The sequence below is a fragment of the Nocardiopsis sp. NPDC007018 genome (assembly GCF_040635075.1).
Classification (GTDB): Bacteria; Actinomycetota; Actinomycetes; order Streptosporangiales; family Streptosporangiaceae; genus Nocardiopsis.
In genome coordinates, this window is sequence record NZ_JBEYHA010000001.1 from 1 (window position 1) to 22,052 (window position 22,052).

A 22,052-nucleotide genomic window follows, 5' to 3' on the forward strand; every position below is an offset into this window, starting at 1 on the left:
GTCGTGGTCCTGGTGCTCGTGGCGTGCATGCTCCAGTTCACCCGCATCGGCAAGGTGATGCGCGCGGTCTCGGACAACCGGGCGCATGTACCGATACGAGGGCATCAACAGGCCCCGGGTGTGCCAGAATGACGGGGTGCCGAAGGTCGTGGACAGGGAAGATCGACGCAGGAGGGTCGCCGACGCGATCCACCGCATCGCCGCCAGGGAGGGACTCGAGGGAGTCAGCGTCCGGGTGGTCGCCGCCGAGGCGGGACTGTCGGCGGGCGCCGTACAGCGCGAGTTCGCCACCAAGGACGAGCTCCTGCACTTCGCGCTGCGCGCCTCCGTCGACGAGGTCTCCGCCCGCTTCGGCCGGTTCAGGGTCGGACCGGAGGCGCTCACCGTCGCAGGCGCCCTGCGCCAGGTGCTCCTGGACCTGCTGCCCACCGACGAACGGCGCCGCGCCCAGGCCAGGATCTGGTCCGCGTTCTACGCTCGCGCGGCCGTGGACCCGGACTTCGCCCGTGTGCTCGCCGCGCTCGACGACCAGGCCCGTACCCACCTGCGCATGGTCATGGAGTACGCGCGCGACCAAGGCGAACTCGCCCCCGGCCAGGAGCCCGTGGGAGCGGCGGAACTGCTCATGGTCCTGTTGGACGGCCTGTGGCTCACCTGCGCCCGCCTGCCGGAGGACGCCGACCTCGCCGCCCAGCGCGCGGCGATCGACGCGGCGGTCCGGCTCCTCATGCGCTGACCGGCCCCCGGAGTCCGCCCCGGGGCCCGCGACCGCCGTGGTGTCCGCCCGGTGTTCCCCGGGGCGTGCGTTCGGTCCCTCCGCCCTCCGGGGCCCGTGTTCGGTCCCTCGCCCCCCGGGGCGCGCGTTCGGTCCCTCGCCCCCCGGGGCGCGCCGGATCAGTCCTCCCCGAAGGTGTCGGACCACGTGGCCAGCCCGTAGCGGTAGGCGTACACGGCCGCCTGCACCCTGCTCTCCACCCCGAGCTTGGTGAGGATACGGGTCACGTGGATCTTGGCGGTCCCCGGCGTGATGCCCAACTCCTCCGAGATCCGCGCGTTGCTGTGCCCCATCGCCACGAGCCGCAGCACCTCGCGCTCCCGCCCGGTCAGGTCGGCCGACCGTCGCGGCGCGGCCCGGGGCGAGGTCTGCGCGAACCTGTTCACCAGGCGCGGCGTCACCTTCGGATCGATCACCCCCTCACCCCGGTAGGCCGCCCGGACCGCCTCCACGTGCAGCTCCGGCTCGCTCTCCTTCAACAGGAACCCCACCGCCCCCGCCTGGAGGGCGCCGAAGAGGTAGTCGTCGATGTCGAAGGTGGTCAGCATGACCGTGGGCGGCGCCGGGTCCAGCCGGGCCAGCTCCCGCACCGCCGCCACGCCGTCCATCCCCGGCATCCGGATGTCGGAGAACACCACGTCCGGCCGCAACCGCCGCGCCATCACCACCAGCTCACGGCCGTTGGCGGCCGCGCCCACCACCTCGATGTCCGGCGCGGAGCCCAGGAGCAACCGCAGCCCCTTCCGCGCGGCGGGCTGGTCATCGGCCAACAGCACCCTGATCACGTTCGTCCACCTCCTCCTGACCGGGGTCCGCCTCACGGGACTCCGGGCGACCCGGTACGGGCAGCCGCGCCCGCACCCGCCAGCCGCGGCCCGGACCGAACCCGGCCTCCGAACGACCGCCCCAGCCCTCGGCGCGCTCGCGTATCCCGCGCAGACCCAGGCCGGGCGGCCCCTCACCGGTGGACGCAGACCGGCCCCCACGTCCCCCGGGCGCCGGGGAGCCGTCGTCCTCCACGGTCACCACCAGCTCCCGCCCAGCTCCGTCGGTGCGCGACTCCAGACGGACCAGCACGCTCTCCGCAGAGGAATGCCGCAGCACGTTGCCCAGCGCCTCCTGCACGATCCGGTAGGCGTCCGCCTCCAGCCGGGCCGGTAGCCCCTCGACCGCCTCCGGCACCTCCAGGTCCACGGCCAGGCCCGTGTCGTCCAGCGCCGCCACCAGGAACGGCAGGTCGTCCAGGAGCACGTCCGGGGGAGCGGGCTCGTCCAACCTGTCCTCGCGCAGCAGCTGCAACAGCTCACGCATCTCGCGCACCGCACGCCCCGACGCCTCGGAGATCGCCGCCAGCACCGCGTCCGGGTCGCCGTCCGGCCCCTTCAACGACTCCCGGCCGCCCACGGCCAGCAGACGGATGGCGCTCAGGTGGTGCCCGGCGACGTCGTGGACGTCACGGGCGATCCGCGCCCGCTCCCGGGCGCGCTCCCGCTGCGCCCGGTCCAGGTTGGCCCGCCGTCGCTGCGCGGCCCGTTCGACCCGTAGCCGCACCAGGGAGCCGACGAGGGCGGGCGACATGGCCAGGACGGTGATGGACAGCTGTTGCGGGAGCGACTCCCGGCCGAGCATGTCGCCGTGGGTGACGATGTTGAAGAAGGCGAGCATCCACACCGCCGACAGCGGCGCCACCAGGGACACCGGGCTTCCGTGCCGGACCGCGGACCAGGCGGCGAAGCAGGCCAGCCAGATGGTGAAGGGGTCGCTGAAGCCCAGGACGGCGTGGTGGACGAAGACGGCCGTTCCCACGGTCAGGGCGGACGGGAAGGGGAACCTGCGGCGCCACACCAGCGGGAGGCAGCACGCCAGCTGGGAGAGGCTGACCAGCCAGGGGGGAACCGACTCCGGACCGAAGGGCCAGCCGACGAGGAGCGCGGACGCGAGCAGGGCGGTCAGTGCCGCGTCGCGCGTGGTCACGGGCAGCCGCCGCCAACGCCGGGCCAGGGCGTCGAGCGGCCTCTCGCGTGTGTGCATGCGTCCCATGGTGGGGCACGGTGGCCGGGGCCGCGTCTGCCGAAGGACATACGCCCATCGGCAGACGCGTCCGGCAGGGGGAGTCGGCAGGCTCGGCCCCATGGACGACTCCACGAAGCCCCGGACCGGGGACTCACACGCCGCGCGGGTCCACGCCGACCCGGACGCTCCGACTCGACCGGGCACCGTCGAACGGCTCGCCACCGGGGGCCCGGACGATCCGGGCCCGCCCCCCGCCTCCGGCGGCCCCTCCACCAGGACCGCCCCACCACCGACTCCGCCGCCACGCCTCCTCCTGCTCGACGTCCTGCGCGGCCTGGCCATCCTCGGCACCCTGGCCTCCAACATCTGGCTCTTCCATCCCGCCCTTCCCGGCACCCCCTCCCTCCCGCGCGAGCTCCTCGACCCCCTCGTCAACGGCAAGTTCCTCGCGATGCTCGCGATGATGTTCGGCGTGGGCCTGGCGGTCCAGCACCGGGCCGCCGCGGCGCGCGGGCGGCCCTGGCCCGGCCGGAGCCGGTGGCGCCAGGTCCTCCTGCTGGTCGAGGGCGCCCTGCACGCCCTGTTGCTGTTCGCCTGGGACGTGCTCATGGGCTACGCCGTCACCGGGCTGCTGGTGATCTGGCTGCTGGGCCGCTCCGAGCGGGTCCGATCCGCGGTGATGTGGTCGGCCCTCACGGTCAACGTCGCCTTCCTCACCGTGATGACGGTGGTGTTCTCCCTGGCCGACGCGTCCGGGGCGAGACCCCCCGAACCGCGCGGGCTCGCTGAGTATCAGGTGCTCTTCCTGGAGGGCGGCTACCTCGAACAGGTGGCGGAGCGGGGGCGGGACTTCCTCGGCACCAGGATCGAGATCCTCGTGACCTTCCCGCTCGTGCTGTTCCTCTTCCTGCTGGGAGTGCGCCTCTACCGGTCGGGTGTCTTCGACGACGACCCCCGGGGCCGGGAGCTCCGCGGGCGGCTCGCGCGCTGGGGGATCGGGCTCGGCCTTCCCTTGTGCCTGCTCGGTTCCCAGATCTCCGTTCTCGGTCAGGCGCACCGGTACGGCTTCGCGATCGTGCTCATGCTGGGCTACGTCGGCCTGGTGGGCTGGTTGCTGGACCGTTCCGGGGGTGACGGTCGGCTGGCGGGGTCCCTGCGCGCGGTGGGGCTCACCGCGCTCACCTGTTACGTCCTCCAGAACCTGCTGGGCTCGGTGGTCTTCTACGGCTGGGGGCTGGGGCTGGCCGGGTTCCTGGAGGAACGGGGGATCGACGGGGCCACGAGGGAGGGGGTGCTGCTCGCGGTCGGACTCGGCATCGCCCTGGTCCTGGTGGCCGGAGCCCGTTGGTGGCTCCGGCGGTTCGGGCGGGGGCCGCTGGAAACGGTCGGAAAGCGGTTGGTGTCCTTGGTCCCGGAACGTGATTCCTCGAGGGGTGACACTTCTGTGCACCCCTCTGACCAGCGCCGTTCATGAGTTGTTGGAATGCGTCGGAGGCATCGATAAAACCTTTCCCCTGACCGGGGCGAGGGCGGGTGCGCATTTTCGCTTATCAGAGTTCCGTGTCCGTCTTCCCAGATCAGCCCGGGGTCTGAGGGGGCGGTGGGCCACCCGTGATGTCATTCGTACCGTCGTTCGCCAGGCGCCCGGAGGGCGGAAGCCACCCGTTGGACGATGTTTCCCAAGAAGAAGCCAACCCCTGCGCGCATTCCCCGCGATGCCTCTGCTGGTAATCGCGGTATTCCGGCCGTGCTCCGCCCCCGAATCGTGTAGAACATTGGTGACTGCCGAGGGGCCGCGCCCGACAACGTGTTGTGAGGGGACGGGCGCGCCTCCGGCCGGTGGTGAGGGCCGCGCTCGTACGTGAGTTCACGAAGGGGCACGCACGGGCGCGGCCTCGTTCCCGCGGTCCGGCTGAGGGGCCGGACCAGCGGGAACCCAAAGCGGACGGGCCTCGCGATGACATTTGTCAGCGGCGGGGGCGGATGAAGTGTCATCGGGTACCGGTGACAGCGACGTCTGTCGGCCGGGGCCCGTTCGCGCGACGCTGGTGCCATGACGACGACTGAGAACGCCCGACCGGCCGCCGCGAACCCGGGTCCCGCCCCCACGACGGGCCCCTCGGTGGTGGTCAGCGACCTTCACCAGCGTTACGGGGACTTCGAGGCGGTCCGCGGGGTCTCCTTCGAGATCCGCCCCGGCGAGCTCTTCGCCCTCCTCGGAACCAACGGCGCCGGGAAGACCACCACCATCGAGACGCTGGAGGGCTTCCGGCGCCCGAGCTCCGGGACGGTACGCGTCTTCGGTCAGGACCCCCACGGCCAACCGGCGCAGGTGCGCGAGCGGGTCAACGCCGTCCTCCAGGGCAGCGGCCTCATGGACGACCTGAGCGTCGACGAGAGCCTGCGCCTCACCAGCGACCTCGCCGCCGACCCCCGCGACGTCGAGGAGATCCTCGACCTGGTCGACCTCAAGGACAAGCGCGGCCTGCGCGTGCGCCAGCTCTCCGGAGGGCAGAAGCGCCGCCTCGACCTGGGCTCGGCGCTGCTCACCCGCCCCGAGGTCCTCTACCTCGACGAGCCCACGACCGGGATGGACCCCGAGGCCAGACACGAGACCTGGCGGATCATCAGCGACCTCAAGGAGAGCGGCGTGGCGGTCCTGCTCACCACGCACTACCTGGAGGAGGCCGAACGCCTCGCCGACCGGCTCGCCATCATGCACCGCGGAGAGATCCGGGTGGAGGGCACCCTCGCCGGGGTGCTCGCGGGCTGGGGAGACCGGGTGAGCTTCCTGCTCCCCGGGGAGGTGCGCACCGCGGACCTGCCCGACGTGCCGGGGGCCACGATCGAGGTCGAGACCCGCGACCAGGAGCTCTGGGCCACCTACACGGTCACCGGCGGGGACGTGGCCGAGCGCGCCCACCGGACCGTCGCCGCGCTCGTCGCGTGGTCGGCCGAACAGGGGACCGCCCTCCGACACCTCCAGGTGCGCGGAGCCTCCCTGGAGGACGTCTTCCTCCAGGTCGCGGACGGCGCCACCGACCTCGTCACCTCGTGAGGACGGCGGTCCGGGCCACCTCGCCCCGACCGCGACGGTGCGCCCCGTCGCCTCCGACCCCACCCCACGGCCCCGCCGCCGGGACCACGCGCCGCCGCGCGACCCCGGCCCCGAACCCAGGAGAGACACCATGAGCACGACCGCCACCCGACCCCCGGCCAGGGGGACCGCCCGGACCGGACCGAGCACCCTGAACCGGACCCTGCGTCTGGCCCGCACCGAGTTCACCCTCTTCGTCCGGTACAAGACCGCGCTGATGTACCTGATCATGCCGGCGATCCTCTTCATGCCGCTGTGGTCCACGCCCAGCGCGCCGGTGTTCGGCGACTTCACGACCCACGACCTGTCGCTGGCCTCGGCGGTCATCGGCATCGGCCTGATGCTGGGAATCGGGCACCCCTCCAACGTGTTCGCCGCGCGCCGCGAGTCCCTCGTGCTCAAGCGCCTGCGGGTGAGCGGCGTCCCCCAGACCGCCATCTTCGGCAGCGTGACGGTGGTGGTCGTCGTCTTCTCCGTGGCGCTGACGGCGGTGATCCTCGGGGCGGTCGCGGCCCTCGGCGGCAAGGTCCCCGCCGACCCGGTGATGCTGGCGGTCGCGGTGCTGCTCAGCTCCGTCGCCATGACCCTGGTGGGTCTGCTGATCACGCCTTTGGTGCGCAGCGCGGAGTCGGCGCAGATGTTCTCCGTGGTCCCGATGATGGCCCTGCTCCTCACCGGCGGGATCTTCCTGCCGCTCGACCTGCTGCCCGAGCCCGTCCGCGTGGTCGTCCAGTTCCTTCCGGTCGCCCCGGCGGCCGAGATGGCCCAGGCCGCCTACACCGGCTACGACGTGTTCGGGGGATACGAGGGAGCCGAGGCCCTCGGAACGGCGGCCCTGTGGGTCGGAGCCCTGCCCGCCATCGGCGTGATGGCGGCCTGGATCGTCGTGCTGTCCCTGCTGGTGCGGCGCTACTTCAAGTGGGACCCCCGCCAGCCCTGAGTCCCCACCACGGTGCGGACGGGCGGGCGGAGCGATGGAGCCGGAAGGGCCAGGACGGGGCCCTCCGGCTCCATCACGCTTCGGAGCCGGGACGCGGCGCGCGGGGTGGTCCGTTCTCCCGGTCGTGTGGTCAGAACGTCGCGCGATCAAGGGAACGCCGCACGGCGGGAAACCGGCCCTGTGGACAACGGCTCCGGGGGGTCGTGCCGCCCCTACCTTGGAATCCGACGAGAGGTGCGCGGAAGGCGGGAGAGGCACGTGGTGGAGACGGACGGGCGCGCGGCGCCTGTGGGGGAGGCGGGGGCCGCCACGGCTCACGGACCCCGGGGCGCGGAGGCCCCCGGGGCTCCGGGGATGAGCGCGGGCCTGACCCGCAGAATCCGCCGGGCCCGGCTGTACTGCCTGATCAGCATGGCCGCCTTCCCCTTCCTGGTGCCCTTCTGGGCCGGAACCGGGCTCCTGGTCGACCTCGCCCACGCGTGGGAGCTCCTGGACGGCCAGCCCGACTACGTCCGGGTCCTGGCCGCGGCGCGGACCTTCGCCCTGTTCACCGCCTCGGTGCTGAGCGCGCTGGCGATGTTCCGGATGATCCGGGACCGGCTGGACGGCCGGACCAGACCGGACCGCGTCCTGTACCGGAGCAGCCTCGCGCTGCTCCTGGTCCTGTGCCTCTTCCTGTGGCACACGCCGAGCGTCTTCGCCGTGTGCGTCTCGGCCTGGGTACTGGTCGCCTTCCTGTCCACCCGCAGGGAACTGCTCCTGCTCACCGTGGCGGCGCTGGCACTGGCCGTGGTGAACACACAGGTCAGCCCGGTGCACACCCCGCTGCTGCCGGGCCCCGACGATCCCTCCGGCTTTCCGGGGCTCTTCGGCAGCATCGTGGGCAACGGCGTGTTCATGATCGTCTGGGGCGCGTTCCTGTGGATCGGCTGCGTGTACACCGTCTGGCTGTGGGACGGCATCCGGCGGGTCACCGAGGGCCAGCAGGCCCGGGCCCGGCTGGCCGTGGACGGCGAGCGGCTGCGCATCACCCACCACCTCCAGGAACTGCTGTGGCACCGGCTCGACGCGCTGCGGCTCGGGGCGGGGCGTGCCGGGCGGAGCCTGCGGACCGACCCCGAGGAGGCCAGACGGGAGATCGGCCTGGTCCACGAGCTGGCACGGACCACCCTCAGACAGGTCCGCTCGGTGGTCCGGGGGTACCGGGACATCGACCTCGACGCCGAGGTCGGTTCGGTGCGCGCCGTGCTGGAGGCCAACGGCACCGTCACCACGGTCTCCGGGGTCGCCGACCTGGACGTCCCGGCGGACACGGCGGCCCTGGCGGCCTGGGTGGTGCGCGAGGGCGGCACCAACGTCCTCAGACACAGCCGGGCCCAGACCTGCCGCATCACCCTCTCCGTCGCGTCCCCTTCCGAGGACGGAGCAGGGGAACTGGTGGTGGAGCTGGCCAACGACCGCGCGAGGGAGGGGGTCCGGGGCGGGGTGGGCTCCGACAGCGGACTGGCCGGGCTCGCCGAGCGGATCACCGGAGGCGGCGGCGCGCTCTCGGCGTCCCGGACCGACGACGGGGGGTTTCTGCTCCGCGCCGTACTGCCCCTGACGGACGCGCCGGATCGGGTGCGGGCCGTCGGGGGAGAGGACGGCTCCGGACCTGGGGGCGCGGGCCCGGGAGGCGCGTCGCCGAGCGCCGCACCGACCGGGGCCGGGGGCGCGGCTGAGGCCACGGCGGGTTCGGTTCCGACGGTCGCGGGGGACCCGGACGGAGCGTCCCCCGACCCCCAGCTGCTCGCCGACCTGGCCGCCGACCGACGGGTCCGGCTCTCCCGGCGGATCATCATGGCGCTGATCAGTTTCAACAGCCTGTGCATCGTCGCTGTGGCCGTCGCCGACCCCTACTACAGCGTCGTGTACGGGTTCCCGCTGGGGAACTCGCTGGCCGGAGTGTTGTGCGCCGTGGTGGTCGCCGTCCTGCTCCTGCTGCTGCTCCGGGAACGGCTGGACGGCAACCGCCAGCCCAGCCCACCGCTCCTGTGGGCCTCGGTCGCGTTGGTCCTGCTGAGCGCGGTCCTGCTCAACACCCCGCCCGTGGCGCTGGTCATCATCGGAGCCTGGTGGGGAACGGCCGTGTTCTTCACCTCGCGGAGCACCGGGCTGCTGATCAGCGTCCTGCTGCTGGTCTCACCCCTGCCGCTGATCCCGACCTTCTCCGCCTTCTTCGAGCCCAACGGCGTCAACCCGGCCGCGTACGGGCTGCTCTGGTACCTCGCCGTGTTCGTGGCGCTCGTGTTCGCGTTCAGCACCTTCGGCACCATCTGGCTGTGGGACATCAGCCGCGAGGCGGTGGCGGGTCAGCGGGCCAGCGCCCAACTGGCGGTGACCCAGGAGCGTCTGCGCTTCGCGCGGGACATGCACGACCTGCTCGGACACAGTCTCTCCGCGCTCGCGGTCAAGGCCCAGCTGGCGGGGCGGCTCGTGGACCGGGCCCCGGACCGCGCGGCCTCGGAGATCGCCGAGATCCAGGGCCTTGCCGGGAAGGCGCTCCAACAGGTGCGGGCGGCCGTGAGCGGGGACCGGGAGGCCGACCTGGAGGAGGAGGTCCGGTCGGTCGGCGAGGCGCTGGAGTCGGGGGGCACGCGGACGGTGGTCACGGGGATGGAGGGACTGGAGCTCCCGCCGAAGGCCGCGGGTCTGGCCGCGTGGGTGGTACGCGAGGGAGGGACCAACGTCATGCGGCACAGCGACGCCGAGGAGTGCCAGATCAGTTTCCGGCTCACCAGGGACGGCGCCGACGTGTCGCGGGGGTTGGTGGTGGAGGTCCACAACGACAGCGCCAAGGCCGAGGCGGCCGGAGGGAGCGACGGTAACGGGCTGGCGGGACTCTCCGAGCGGGTCGCTCTGGCCGGGGGGACGCTGTCCCGGGCGCGGACCAGGGACGGCGGGTTCCTGCTGCGGGCCGTGATCCCCTTCTGACCTGGGGAGTGGCTTGGGGACTGGCCTGGGGGGCTGGGAACTGGCTGCGGGACTGGGGCCTGTGGCCTGTGAACGGTGGTCCGGGGCGTGGGACCGGTGGGTGGATCTCCGGGCGCCGGGACCGCCTGCCGTCCCGGCCCGGTGAGGAGTCCCGCCTCCGTGACCGCCCTGTTCCGTGGCGCCCTGGACCTGGGCGCCACGGAACATCCGGGGGGACCATGGGAGGCGGTGAGGTCAGAGAACGCCGAGGGAGTCGAACGCGGCGTCGATCCCCGCCGTGGCCTCCTCTCCGCCGTCGGTGTTGAGGCCGAACATGAAGGCGCCCCGGTCGTCGGTCACCTGGACGACCAGGAACCGCCCGTAACCGCCTCCCTCGGACGTGTCGTCCAGGGTCGCGCCGAAGGCCGGAAGATCGTTCAGGGAGGTCTCCGCCGAGGGTTCGACCCGCAGGTCGACACCCCCGCTGGCCAGCTCCGCGACCATGTCCGTGGCGAGGGACAGCCCGGTGGCGGCCAGGGGTTCGAGCGGGCCGATCTCCTCCGTGCCGGTGACGATGAAGGCGTCGGGATCGTCCTCGGAGCCGTACACCGTGTACGAGGAGTACTCCGCCGGGACCTGGTCGTCGCCGAGCCGGGCCCACCCCTGGCCGGGCAGGGAGTAGGCCAGCCCCGACCTGGAGTCGGTGACGGTGCCCTCGGCGCCCGGCGGCGGACCCGAGACGGTGGTGGGGCTGTCCGCGGAATCGTCCTCGTCGGTGCCCGAGGCGGTGTCCGGTCCGCCCTCGGAGTCGCCTCCGCCACCGGCCAGGAACCAGCCGACGCCTCCAGCGGTCACGAGCAGGAAGAGGAAGGTCACCACGAGGGCGACGGTGAGGGTGACGCGGCGGGCGTGGTCCGGTTCACCCACGGTGCGGCGGTCCGCGGGGGCGCGGGTGTCCGGGCGCTCCACCTCGCGTTCCGGCCTGTCGGGTCCTGTGCGCATCTCGGCTCCTGAGGGGCTGCTGGCCGTTCTGTGGGCTGAGGGGCCCTGAGGGGGCCCTACCCAGAACGGTTCGGCACGGAGCCGTACGAAGGTGGCCGGATCAGGCCGATTCCGGACGGTTCGGGTTCCGAATCCGAGAATGGTGTGACTGGGGCGAGGGCTGGGTCTAGGGGATCGCGAACCTCGGACCGCCGCGGATCTCAGGGGGTGGAGGCTGGGGGAGGACCCGCGGGAGCCGGGACCGCCGGTGGCGCGAGGCCGGGGGACGGTGGAGGCCGGGGCGGGGGCGGACTGATCACCAGTGGGGGAGGTCCCTCAGCTGGACGGGTCCCGCGCCGGGGCGCGGGTTTCAGAGGTGCCAGGCCCGCCAGGGCACGAAGTGCGGCAGAACCACGTCGCACAGCGGACGCGGCCCCGAGGGCGGGTCCGGGGTCCCGCCCCGGACGGGCAGGACGAAGACGGGCGGGCGGTGGCCGTCGCGGGCGGGGGGCACCGCGCCAGGGCGTCCGGTCCCCGGCACGCCCTCCGGTACGGGCTGGCGTCGCACGCGCTCCGGCCCGGCCGGAGCGGGGACGGGTGACGCGGGGGCGGCGTTCGGGGCGTCGGGCCGGGCGGCCTCGCCAGGGGTGGTGGGCTCGGGTTCGGAGGCGGACGGGTCCCCGTCGTGGCTGGTCGCGGGGGAGTCGTCGGGCGGGGGCCCACCGGCCACGGTGCGGCAGGGCAGCCCCAGCGCGCGGTCGATCTCCGCCGGGCTGAGCGGGTGTTCGGTGTCGGCCACGGCGATGAGCACCTCGGCGTAGAGCTCGATCTCGTCCAGCGCGACGTGGTCGTGGAGCCGGTCGGCCACTCCGAGCCCGTACTCACCCAGGCCGTTCACCACCACTCACCTCCCGGGACACGGGTGTCGCTGGACAGGTCGTCAACCCCGGGCCCCGGGGCGATGCGGGCGCGGCGCGACGGAACCGGTCCCACAAGGAGAGAGGAGTTCCAGGGTACGGCGGCCGGGCCCCGTGGCGCATGACTCGTGTGGGCCAGTACCGGGCTGGCCCGGGTTAGCCAGAGAGCCACATCCCTTTGGGGGGCGGCGATGCGGCTTCTCCCCCAGGAGTGCCACGGTCGGGTCCGGGTCCCGACCCGGGGAGGGGCCGCCCGTGCGAGGCCGCTCCCCGGGTCGATTCCGGCGCAATTCCGGTCCGGATTCCGGTCCGGGGTACTCACCGCCAGGTGACGTCCTGGTGCTGCACGGCGTACGCGGCGTAGGCGGTGGGCGTGTGCTCCAGCACGAGGCGGTCGTCGTCGTTCAGCTCACGGACCACCTTGCCGGGGACCCCGGCCCAGAGTGTCCCCGCGGGGACGACCTTGCCCGGGGCCACCAGCGATCCGGCGGCGACCAGGGCGCCCCGGCCGACCCGGGCCCCGCCCAGGACGATGGCGCCGATGCCGATGAGCGCTCCCTCCTCCACGACGGCCCCGTGCACCATCGCCTTGTGCCCCAGGCTCACGTCGTCGTGCAACACGGCGGGCTGCCCGGGGTCGGAGTGCAGTCCGCACTGGTCCTGGATGTTGACCCGGTCCCCGACGACGATGTCCTCGGTGTCGGCGCGCAGGACCGACCCGTACCAGACACTGCTCCGCTCACCGAGCCGGACGCGGCCCACCACCACGGCTCCCGGGGCGATCCACGCTGTGGGATGGATCTCCGGTTCACCGAAGGGGGCGCCGCCGATCCTGGCTCCGGTACGCGGCTGTGTCGCGGGTCCGTCCGTCGGGTTGTCCATGCGTGGGTCCTCTCGGCGTGGGTCCCCCGGGGCGGAAGGTCAGGAAGTTGACCGCTACGCCCCCGTACGGGGATGATCGCGCATACCTTAGTAAGAACGTGACCAGGGTCCGCACGGCGATGTGCCCGCCAGGGCTCTTGACGCCTCGGCGCAGCGCGTGTCTACCTTGGTCGTTCGGACGGTGTCTCGGCGTTACGCTCCGCTCTCGGCCGGTGCCCCTCATCGAGCCGAGCCGGAGCACGACAGCGGGCACCCGCGGGCGATCCAGACCGGACGGTTCGACGGGTGTCCCGACGACGAACGGGTACGGGGCAACTCTCACCATTTCGCACCATCTGCGACGTGCAGCGGTGTTAAGGACATGAAAGGCGCATGAGCGATATGTTGCCGGGCGGCGGACTGCAACAAGACCGATTCCCGACGGTGCGCAAGGGCGGCTACGACAAGGCGCACGTCGACGACTACTACGTCCGTATGGACAACCAGTTCAAGGACCTCCGTGAGCGTCTCCAGCGGATGGACGACGAGCTGGAGCAGTACAAGCGCGACCTCGCGATCGCCCGCGAGAAGGCCCAGGTCAAGCCTGAGCACGAGCAGATCAGCGAGCGCATGGCGGAGATCCTCCGTATCGCCGAGGAGGAGGCCAAGGAGCGTCGCTCCCGGGTCGAGGCCGAGGTGAAGGAGGCCCAGAAGAAGGCCCAGGAGGAGGTCGCCAAGCACCGCAAGGACTCCGAGGAGCACGCCGAGCGGATCGTCTCCGCCGCGCGTTCGGAGGCCAACGAGATGGTCGGCGGCGCCAAGAAGGAGGCCGACCAGCTCCGGGAGCAGGCCAAGCAGGAGGGCGACCGCCGTCTGGGCGAGGCCGAGGCCCGCGCCAAGAAGATCCACGACACTGCCGACCGCCGTCTGGCCACGCTGACGGCCACGCACGCCGAGGCGCTGCGCCGCCTCAAGGACATGCACTCCACGCTGGCCGACCTGGTCGCGGCGGAGGACAAGGCCGGTGCGCTGGAGACGGGGCTGTCCCGCGAGGAGACGGTGACGCCTGCGGCCGAGGCCCCCAAGGCCCAGCCGAACCAGGGTCCGCAGAGCAGCCCGGTGCGGCCCAAGCCCGCGGTCAAGCCCGAGAACAAGGCCCCGGAGGCGAAGGCGCCCGAGGCACCCAAGCCCGCCGTCCAGCAGGAGAAGAAGGAGGAGGCCACCACGAAGCTTCCCCCGCTCCAGCAGGAGCCGGACCAGGCCACGGTGCGCATCAAGCCGCTGGCCACGCCCGAGTCGGCTCCGCAGGACGCCCCCGAGCCGGAGGGCCAGCGGGGTCCCAAGCAGGACGAGGGCAAGGGCGGCGACCCCGCGCCGGTCGCCCCGCAGCCCCCGCAGGGTGCCCGCTTCAACGCCCCGGCTCCGGGCCAGGCCCCGGGGTTCCAGCAGCCGAGCGGCCCGCAGCAGGCTCCGGCGGCCCCGCCCGCGGACGAGACCGGCGGCGACCCGGGGATCACCGGTGTCTACCGGCGTCCCGAGGCCGGCCAGCAGCCGCCCGCGAACGACGAGGGCGTGCGCGTCATTCGCAAGCCCTGACACGGCGTCGGACCGGCCCGCGCGGGAGGCCCCCGTGGCGGTCGTCGGCGGGTACGTCACGAGGGCGGGACCTGCCGGTCCCGCCCTCGGTGTTTTGTGGTCAGTTGTAGGGGGACGTCCGCCTTGTCGCAGGCTGTCGGCTACGATGCCGACAGCCATGATTATCCGCGCGGCCATTCGGTCCGACCTCGGTGCGATCCTGCGTCTTCTGCGCGAACTCGGTGACACCACCCACACGCAGAGCGCTCATGTTCGCATGTCCTCCGCCGCCGTACGCGCCTGGACCCGTATGGAGAACGACCCCGACCGCACCGTTCTGGTGGCGGAGCGCCGGGGGCAGATCATCGGGACCCTGGACCTGCTGGTGGTGGCCAACCTGACTCACGACGCCCAGCCCTGGGCGGTGGTCGACAACCTCGTCGTCGACCCGGAGACCAGACTCCAGGGCATCGGCAGGGCACTCATGGAGGATGCCCTGGACCGCGCCGCGCGCGCGACCTGCTACAAGGTGGAACTGCTCTCGCACGAGAGCCGCCAGGGCGCGCACCTGTTCTACGCCGCCCTGGGCTTCGACAGCTCGGCGACGGGTTTTCGCCGCTACCTCTGACTCCGGTCGGCGCGGGTCGGCCCCGGCCCGTCCGGGCCGGAACCCGCACGCGGGCCCGTCATTCCCCCGTGCCGCGCCGCGCGCGCGAAGGCTTCGGGCCGCCGCCGCGCAGCGGTACGCCCTTCATGAACGCGACCGCGACCAGGCCCAGCACGGCGATGGGGACCCCGGCCACGAACACGCCCTGCATGGCGTGGTCGAAGGCGCCCACCACCACGTCGCGCACCGGTTCGGGCAGGGAGTGCACCAGTTCCGGTGAACCCTGCGCGGACTCGGCGGCCTGTTCCAGGCCCACCGTCAGCTCCTGGGCGCCCGAGTCGGTGCCGCTGGCGGTGTCCAGGGCCAGCGCCTCCTGCGCGGCGGTCGCCGCCGACGCGAGTTCGGCGTTGAGGCGGCTCACCATCACGGCGCCGAACGCGGCCACGCCCATGGCGCCGCCCAGGTTGCGGAAGAAGGTGACGGAGGCGGTTCCGGCGGCCAGGTCCCTCAGCGGGAGCGCGCTCTGGACGGCCAGCAGGAGGATCTGCATGTTGAGGCCGAAGCCGAGGCCCACGAGCACCTGGCCCACGACGACCGTGGCGAGTCCGGGGTCGAACCGGGTCAGGCTGAGCACGGTGAACCCGACCACGCACAGCGCCATGCCGACGACCGTGTAGGCCTTCCAGCGGCCGTTGCCGCTGATCGCGAAGCCGGACCCGATGGACGTGAGCAGGAACGAGGCCACCAGGGGCAGGGTCATCAGTCCGGAGACGGTCGGGCTCATCCCGTGGACCATCTGGAGGAACTGCGGCATGTAGATGATCAGACCGAACATCATCATGCCGACGGTGACCGAGCCCGCCGAGGCCAGCACGAACGTGCGGTCGCGGAACAGGCGGGTGGGGATGATCGGTTCCTTGGCGCGCTGTTCGACCAGTACGGCGGCGACGGTCAGCACGACCGCGCCGACGCCCATGGCGTAGGCGGGCGCGGAGTTCCAGGGGATCTGGGTTCCGCCCAGGCTGAGCAGGACGATCACCGTGCTTGCGGCGCTGAAGATGAGTCCGGCGCCCAACCAGTCCACCGTGGGCCGGTGGCGCGGTGTGAACGGCATGCGGAACATGAACTGGATGACGCCGAAGGCCACCACCGCGAGCGGCACGGTGATGAGGAAGCACCAGCGCCAGCCGAGCGGGCTGTCCACCAGGAACCCGCCGACGAGCGGGCCGAGCACCGTGGAGACGCCGAAGACCATGCCGATGAGGCCGCTGTAGCGGCCGCGTTCACGGGGTGAGACGACGTCGCCGAGGATGATGTTGGGGAGGGTGGCCAGGCCTCCGACGCCGAGCCCCTGGAGTGCCCGGGCGGCGATCAGCCAGTTGATGTCCTGCGCGAACCCGGCAGCGAGCGACGCGACGATGAAGACGCCGAGGGCGATCTGGAAGAGGAGCTTGCGCCCCCAGATGTCGGAGAGCTTGCCCCACACGGGGGTGGAGGCGGTCATCGTGAGCAGCGCGGCGGTGGCCACCCAGGCGAGGCGGTCCTGCCCGCCGAGTTCGCCCATGATCGTGGGCAGCGCGGTTCCGATGATCGAGTTGGTGAGCATCGAGGTGAGCATGGCCAGGACCAGGCCGACCATGATGCGCCGGACGACGGGCCGGGGCGGGTACTCGGGTGCGGCCTCGGGGAGCGGTGCGGGGGAGGCGGGGGCCTGGGGGGCGGGTGCGTCGGGGGCTCCGGGGGAGTGGCCCCGGGTGGTGGACGTCCCGTGTGCTGACTGTTCCATGAGGCCCCCGATTCCGGACGCACGAAAGCCCCACGGCAGGTACACCGGGGGCGAGCATCCACGTCAGGTATATGTAAACGCTGTTGACCTGTCAAATCGGTATCTCTCGGACGCTTCCGGTAGGCGTGGGGCACATCGAGGTGTCAACCTGGAGTATCGAAGACCAGATCGCGGCCACCAAGGGGTGTGCAGATGGAGCGTCCGGACGAGACCGGAGGCGGCGCGCAGGCGCCGGCGCGCGGCCGGGAGGCGACCCGGGAGCGCATCCTGGCCAGCGCCAAGACACTGTTCACCAGCGAGGGGTACGGTGCGGTCTCCTCGCGCAAGATCGCCTCGCACGCGGGGGTGAACGTCGCGCTGATCAATCGGTACTTCGGTTCCAAGGCGGGACTGCTGACCGAGATCCTGCGCGCGGACGGCGTCTTCCCCCGGCTCATCGAGGACGGTGCCCCCGAGGACCTCACGGAGCGGCTGGCGGAGCACTCCGTGGGCCGTCTGCACGGGGAGGGCACTCCGTTGCAGCTGTCACTGGACGACTCGGCCGGGGACCCGGACCTCCAGACGGTCTACCAGGGGCGGCTCAAGAGCGCGCTGATCGATCCGCTCGCCGTCTACCTGGGCGGGCCCGACGCGCGGGTGCACGCCTCGCTGGTCGCGGCGGTCCTGCTCGGGGTGGGCCGGGTCAGACGCGTGGAGGGCGCGACGGCGCTGCGCGCACACGACCGGGAACAGCTCAAGGAGAGGGTTCTGGCCCTGCTGGAGCTGTGTCTGGAGGACTTCGGCGAACCCGGGGCCGAGGGCCCCTGAGCCCCGGCGCTCCGGCCACCGGCGGAAGGCGCCCGGGCGGGGCCCGCGCGGCCGGGCCGGAGAGGGCACGGGCGTAGGACGCGTCGGACGCGAGAAGGCCCCCGCCGCTCCCAGGCAGAGGAGGACGGGGGCCGTTCGCCGGGTCGTGACGACCCGGGCTCCGGATCAGAGCGGGAACGCGCTCAGGATCGCCGCCACACCGCCGATGGGCAGGATGAAGCCCCAGTACTGCATCGGCACGAAGAAGAACGTGTGGGCGTTGCGGTACTCGACCGGCTGACCGGTGCCCGGGTGGAACCCCTGCTTGGGGGCGTTCAGCTTGGCTCCGGCGAAGTAGACGCCCACGGCTCCGAGCAGCAGGCCCGCGCCCGCGCCGAGACCGGCGGACTCGCTGCCCACGGTCTCGGCGGCCAGGAAGCCCAGGGGGACGGTGAAGACGGCGGCGATGAGGATGACCAGGATGCCCCAGCCGCGCCAGATGATCATGGTGTTCTGTCCTTGGAGGTGTCTCTGAAGGGGTGGATGCGGACACTCGGTGTGATGTGGGGGCCGGGAGTTCGGTTCTGGGTCGCTCGTGAATATCGGGACCGTCTTTTCACGCGTTTCCGTACCGTTCCTTTCCCTTGCCGGTTCGGCAAGGGAACTCGCTTCGTCCCGCACCGCTGAGCAGAGTGGGGGAGGAGGTGGTCGACACATGACCGACGAGCACGGTTCCCTGCCCGAGGAGATGGGCGAGGAGTTCTGGAACGAGCGGTACCGCTCCAGCGACCGGATCTGGAGCGGGCGGCCCAACCGGCACCTGGTCAGGGAGGTCGAGGGACTCCCACCGGGAAGGGCCCTGGACGTGGGCGCCGGTGAGGGCGCGGACGCCCTGTGGCTGGCCGCACGCGGTTGGCGGGTGACCGCGGTGGACATCTCGTCCGTGGCGCTGGACCGCGCGGCCGCACACGCGATGGCGGCGGGCGCGGGAGTGGCGGACCGGATCACCTGGCTGCGCGCGGACGTCACCCGCTGGGCTCCGCCGACTCCCCAGTACGAGCTGGTCACGGCGCAGTTCATGCACCTGTACCCGAATCCCCGGGCGCTGCTGTTCGCGGACCTGGCGGCGGCGGTGATCCCCGGTGGTGAGCTCCTGGTGGTCGCGCACCATCCCCGGGACCTGGCGTCGGGGGTGCCGCGCCCGCCCCACCCCGAACTCTTCTACGAGGGCGACGCGGTGACCGCGGCACTGGTGGAGGGGGAGTGGGAGGTGCTCGTCGACGAGGCGCGTCCCTCGGAACAGGTCCTGGACGGGGTCTCCCACACCGTGCACGACCTGGTGGTGCGGGCGCGTCGGCTCAGCTGACCGGGGCCGACCGGGGGCACGCGGTCCGGTGCCGCCGGGGTCCGACGGGGGGACCGGCCGCCCCCGGGGAGCCGAGTTCGGGGACGGCCGGTCGATCAGGGGCTCCGGGGGGAACACTCCCCTGGAGGGGCGGGGGCGCCGGTCAGTCGCGGAGCTTGGCGACCACGTCGATCTCGACCAGGATGTCGGCCAGGTCGGAGCCCACGGTGGTGCGGACCGGGTAGGGGGCGGTGAAGTGCTCTTCGTAGACGGCGTTGAACTCCGGGAAGTCCGCCTTGAGGCTCTCCAGGTGGACGGTGGACTTGACCACGTCGTCGAGGGTCAGGCCGTGTTCGGCGAGCACGGCGGCGACGTTGGCCAGCACCTGCTTGGTCTGCTCGCCCACGGTGGGCGCGACCCGCCCGGTGGCCGGGTCCTGCGGGCCGAACCCGGCCGTGTACAGGAAGCCGCCCGCCACGACGCCCTGGCTGTAGGCGCCGGCGGGAACGGGGGCGTTGTCGGTCTGGACCGCCTTCTTGGACATGCGTCTCCTTCGGTCGGGTCTCGTGTCCCCGCACCTCGGGGGCCGCGCGGTCGGGTTCGCGGACACGCTTATTGGCAACAAAGTTATCAATTATCCTTCCCAAAGCGTATCTTGGGCCACACCGACACTCCGGGCGAAGGCAGCGCGGACCGGGGCGTCGGGGACCCCGATCGGAGGAACAGTGCAGCCCGAGACCGTACTCGCCGGAGGACGGGTGATCGACGGCACCGGCGGCCCCTCCCGTCACGCCGACCTCATCCTGCGCCATGGCCGCATCAGCCACATCGTGCCGCCGGGTACCGCGAAGAGCACCGGCGACGTCGTCGACGTGACCGGCCTCGCCGTCTCCCCGGGGTTCGTGGACATGCACGCCCACTCCGACCTCGCCCTGCTCGCCGACCCCGCACACGAGGCCAAGGTCCTCCAAGGCGTCACCCTGGAGGTGCTCGGCCAGGACGGGCTCGGCTACGCGCCCGTCACCGACGCCACCGCCGACCCCGTCCGCGAGAAGATCGCCGCGTGGAACGGCACCCCCGAACTCGACCACTCCTGGCGCGGGGTCGGCGAGTACCTCGACCTCATCGACCGGGGATCGCCCACCAACGCCGCCTACCTCGTCCCCCAGGGCAACGTCCGCATGGCGGTCGTGGGCGACGACGACCGCCCCGCCACCGAAGCCGAGATCGGGCGCATGCGCGCCATGGTGGCCCGGGGCATGGCCGAGGGCGCGCACGGGCTCTCCGCCGGGCTCACCTACACGCCCGGCATGTACGCCAGCGACGACGAGATCGTCGCCCTCCTCGAACCCGTCCGCGCCGCGGGCGGCTACTACTGCCCCCACCACCGCAACTACGGTTCGCGCGTGGTCGAGTCGTACCAGGAGTGCCTGGACGTGGCCCGCCGCGCCCACGTTCCCCTCCACCTCGCGCACTGCCACGTGAACTTCCCGCAGAACCGGGGCCGTGCCCGCGAGGTCCTGGACGCCATCGACGAGGCCACCGTCCGCTACGGCCTGGACGTCACCCTCGACACCTACCCCTACCGGGCCAGTGCCACCTACCTGGCCGCCCCGCTGCCCTCCTGGGCCCAGGAGGGCGGGACGGCGGCCACCCTCGCCCGCCTGCGCGACCCCGCCACCCGAGCACACATCCTGCGGGAGGTCGAGGCCGAGGGCACCGACGGCAACCACGGCGTCCCCATGGACTGGACCTCCCTCGTGATCACCGGAACCGCCGACCCCGCGCTGTCCTGGGCGGTCGGGTCCTCCGTCTCCGACCTGGCCCGAGACCGCGACGAGTCGCCGGGCAAGGTGTTCGTCGACCTCCTCGTCGCCGACGAGCTGCGCAGCGGCTGCCTCCTCCAGGTCGGCAACGAGGAGAACATCCGCACGATCATGCGGCACGGAGCGCACACGGCGGGCAGCGACGGCATCCTCGTAGGAGAACGCCCGCACCCGCGCGGCTGGGGCACCTTCCCCCGCTACCTGGGGCACTACGTGCGCGAGGTCGGCCTGCTCACCCTGGAGGAGTGCGTCCGGCACCTCACCTCCCGGCCCGCCCAGCGGCTGGGCCTCACCGACCGGGGCGTCATCCAGCCGGGCGCCTTCGCCGACCTCACCGTCTTCGACCCCGACACCGTCGGCTCCCCCGCCACCTACGAGGAACCGCGGCTGCCCCCCGTGGGCATCGAACACGTGCTGATCGCGGGCGAGTTCACCGTCAGGGACGGGCGTCGCACCGACCGCCTCCCCGGCCGATCACTTCGGAGGAACACCCGATGACCAGGATCGACGCGGTCTGTGTGGGGGAGACCATGGCGGTGCTCACCTCACCCGAGGCGCTGACCGAGGGTTCCCGGCTGACCGTGGGCGCCGGCGGCGCCGAGTCCAACGTGGCCGTGGCACTGGCCAGGCTGGGTCACCGGGCCGCGTGGGTGAGCCGGGTGGGGAACGACCCCTTCGGGCGGATCGTCACCGCCTCCGTCGCCCGCTGCGGCGTGGACGTGCGGGGCGTGGAGGTGGACCCCGAGCTTCCCACCGGCCTGTACGTGAAGGACACGGCGCCCGGAGGCGCGGGGGTCCTCTACTACAGGAGAGGGTCGGCCGCGTCGGTGATGTCGGTGGGGGACGCCGAGAAGGTGTGGTCACGGGGCCCGCGCCTGGTGCACCTTTCCGGGATCACCCCCGCGCTGTCCGGGCGCGCGGCCGCCCTCGTCCGCGAACTGCTCGACCGGCGCTCCGGGAACGGCGCGCTGCGCTGCTTCGACGTCAACCACCGGCCCGCGCTCTGGAGCACCCGCGAGGCCGGGCCGGTGCTGCTGGACCTGGCCCGCCGAGCCGACGTGGTGTTCGTCGGCCGCGACGAGGCCGAGCGCCTCTGGGGGACCCCGGACGCCGACGACGTCCGCGCCGTGCTCCCGGAGGTGCCGACCCTGGTGGTCAAGGACGCCGGGAACGGGGCGACCAGCTTCGACGGCGCGGGCACGGTGTTCGCGCCCGCCCCGCCGGTGGACGTGGTGGAGGAGGTCGGCGCCGGAGACGCCTTCGCCGCCGGTTACCTCTCGGGGCTGCTCGACGGACTGGCCCCGGAACGGCGGCTGAGCCTGGGGCACGCCGCCGCGGGAGAGGTGCTGTGCTCACGGGGGGACACCCTCGACCGGGTCCCGGACACGGTCCCCGGCATCCGTGCCCCGGACGCCGACCTGGGCACGTGATCGGGACGTCTGGGCGGGTGCCCGGCCGACGCGCTCCCCGGGCGGGGAGGGCAGGGATCGGTGCGCCGTCCGGACGAAGACGGTGCGGGTGCGCGGGCGTGGGGCACCACCGCACCCAGGAAGAGGCCGACCGTGCTGCGCGGGCGCGGGTGCGCGGGCGC

General features: G+C 72.6%; 19 protein-coding genes. 11 read left to right on the forward strand and 8 right to left on the reverse strand.

Annotated features, from left to right (window positions below):
- The first annotated feature begins 136 nt into the window (after positions 1-136).
- The gene (locus tag ABZ635_RS00005; protein ID WP_357756398.1) at positions 137-736 is read left to right on the forward strand and encodes a TetR/AcrR family transcriptional regulator; all 600 of its coding nucleotides are present in this window, start codon (positions 137-139) and stop codon (positions 734-736) included.
- 158 nt (positions 737-894) lie between these two features.
- Here ABZ635_RS00005 and ABZ635_RS00010 read toward each other — a convergent pair whose 3' ends face one another.
- Together ABZ635_RS00010 and ABZ635_RS00015 are read right to left on the reverse strand one after the other, a co-directional pair.
- A complete protein-coding gene (locus ABZ635_RS00010; RefSeq protein ID WP_357756401.1) occupies positions 895-1,560 on the reverse strand; it encodes a response regulator transcription factor in 666 nt (221 codons plus the stop codon).
- On the reverse strand, positions 1,535-2,806 hold the full coding sequence (locus tag ABZ635_RS00015) for a histidine kinase (protein ID WP_357756403.1): 1,272 nt from the start codon (positions 2,804-2,806) through the stop codon (positions 1,535-1,537). Before ABZ635_RS00015 ends, ABZ635_RS00010 begins: the two co-directional genes overlap by 26 nt.
- Positions 2,807-2,906: 100 nt before the next feature.
- Here ABZ635_RS00015 and ABZ635_RS00020 point away from each other — a divergent pair, with 100 nt between their 5' ends.
- The 4 genes from ABZ635_RS00020 (at position 2,907) to ABZ635_RS00035 (ending at position 9,798) form a co-directional block, all read left to right on the forward strand.
- On the forward strand, positions 2,907-4,262 hold the full coding sequence (locus ABZ635_RS00020; protein ID WP_357756406.1) for a DUF418 domain-containing protein: 1,356 nt from the start codon (positions 2,907-2,909) through the stop codon (positions 4,260-4,262).
- Between the two features lie 579 nt (positions 4,263-4,841).
- Entirely contained in the window at positions 4,842-5,846 is a 1,005-nt protein-coding gene (locus ABZ635_RS00025) for an ABC transporter ATP-binding protein (RefSeq protein WP_357756410.1), read from the forward strand.
- Positions 5,847-5,976: 130 nt separating this feature from the next.
- Positions 5,977-6,825, forward strand: coding sequence for an ABC transporter permease (locus ABZ635_RS00030; protein WP_357756412.1), 849 nt, complete (start codon positions 5,977-5,979; stop codon positions 6,823-6,825).
- A 258-nt stretch (positions 6,826-7,083) separates the two neighbouring features.
- On the forward strand, positions 7,084-9,798 hold the full coding sequence (locus ABZ635_RS00035; protein ID WP_357756415.1) for a histidine kinase: 2,715 nt from the start codon (positions 7,084-7,086) through the stop codon (positions 9,796-9,798).
- Positions 9,799-10,032: 234 nt separating this feature from the next.
- Here ABZ635_RS00035 and ABZ635_RS00040 read toward each other — a convergent pair whose 3' ends face one another.
- The 3 genes from ABZ635_RS00040 to ABZ635_RS00050 all read right to left on the reverse strand — a co-directional run bounded on the left by ABZ635_RS00040 (position 10,033) and on the right by ABZ635_RS00050 (position 12,557).
- The gene (locus ABZ635_RS00040) at positions 10,033-10,779 is read right to left on the reverse strand and encodes a hypothetical protein (RefSeq protein WP_357756418.1); all 747 of its coding nucleotides are present in this window, start codon (positions 10,777-10,779) and stop codon (positions 10,033-10,035) included.
- 349 nt (positions 10,780-11,128) lie between these two features.
- Entirely contained in the window at positions 11,129-11,656 is a 528-nt protein-coding gene (locus ABZ635_RS00045) for a hypothetical protein (protein WP_357756421.1), read from the reverse strand.
- 337 nt (positions 11,657-11,993) lie between these two features.
- Positions 11,994-12,557, reverse strand: a complete 564-nt coding sequence (locus ABZ635_RS00050; RefSeq protein WP_357756424.1) for a gamma carbonic anhydrase family protein — start codon at positions 12,555-12,557, stop codon at positions 11,994-11,996.
- Between the two features lie 381 nt (positions 12,558-12,938).
- Between ABZ635_RS00050 and ABZ635_RS00055 the strand changes: the two genes are divergently transcribed.
- Positions 12,939-14,132, forward strand: coding sequence for a cell division protein DivIVA (locus ABZ635_RS00055; RefSeq protein WP_357756909.1), 1,194 nt, complete (start codon positions 12,939-12,941; stop codon positions 14,130-14,132).
- Positions 14,133-14,289: 157 nt separating this feature from the next.
- A complete protein-coding gene (locus ABZ635_RS00060) occupies positions 14,290-14,739 on the forward strand; it encodes a GNAT family N-acetyltransferase (RefSeq protein WP_357756427.1) in 450 nt (149 codons plus the stop codon).
- Positions 14,740-14,797: 58 nt separating this feature from the next.
- On the opposite strand, the gene ABZ635_RS00065 is transcribed toward ABZ635_RS00060, so the two are convergent.
- Positions 14,798-16,504 (reverse strand): MDR family MFS transporter, encoded by a 1,707-nt coding sequence (locus tag ABZ635_RS00065; protein WP_357756430.1) that lies wholly within the window; start codon positions 16,502-16,504, stop codon positions 14,798-14,800.
- A gap of 192 nt (positions 16,505-16,696) precedes the next feature.
- On the opposite strand from ABZ635_RS00065, the gene ABZ635_RS00070 reads away from it, so the two are divergent.
- Positions 16,697-17,311, forward strand: coding sequence for a TetR family transcriptional regulator (locus ABZ635_RS00070; protein ID WP_357756433.1), 615 nt, complete (start codon positions 16,697-16,699; stop codon positions 17,309-17,311).
- 165 nt (positions 17,312-17,476) lie between these two features.
- Here the strand turns inward: ABZ635_RS00070 and ABZ635_RS00075 are convergent, their stop codons facing one another.
- Positions 17,477-17,797 carry a hypothetical protein gene (locus tag ABZ635_RS00075; RefSeq protein WP_357756435.1) on the reverse strand — a complete coding sequence of 107 codons (321 nt, stop codon included), beginning with the start codon at positions 17,795-17,797 and terminating at the stop codon, positions 17,477-17,479.
- 208 nt (positions 17,798-18,005) lie between these two features.
- Here ABZ635_RS00075 and ABZ635_RS00080 point away from each other — a divergent pair, with 208 nt between their 5' ends.
- Positions 18,006-18,656 carry a methyltransferase domain-containing protein gene (locus tag ABZ635_RS00080; RefSeq protein WP_357756438.1) on the forward strand — a complete coding sequence of 217 codons (651 nt, stop codon included), beginning with the start codon at positions 18,006-18,008 and terminating at the stop codon, positions 18,654-18,656.
- 142 nt (positions 18,657-18,798) lie between these two features.
- Here the strand turns inward: ABZ635_RS00080 and ABZ635_RS00085 are convergent, their stop codons facing one another.
- The gene (locus tag ABZ635_RS00085; protein WP_357756441.1) at positions 18,799-19,179 is read right to left on the reverse strand and encodes a Rid family detoxifying hydrolase; all 381 of its coding nucleotides are present in this window, start codon (positions 19,177-19,179) and stop codon (positions 18,799-18,801) included.
- 181 nt (positions 19,180-19,360) lie between these two features.
- Between ABZ635_RS00085 and ABZ635_RS00090 the strand changes: the two genes are divergently transcribed.
- Positions 19,361-20,959, forward strand: a complete 1,599-nt coding sequence (locus tag ABZ635_RS00090) for a D-aminoacylase (protein WP_357756444.1) — start codon at positions 19,361-19,363, stop codon at positions 20,957-20,959.
- A complete protein-coding gene (locus tag ABZ635_RS00095; protein ID WP_357756447.1) occupies positions 20,956-21,891 on the forward strand; it encodes a sugar kinase in 936 nt (311 codons plus the stop codon). The genes ABZ635_RS00090 and ABZ635_RS00095 overlap by 4 nt, the downstream gene beginning before the upstream one ends.
- Positions 21,892-22,052: the final 161 nt, after the last annotated feature.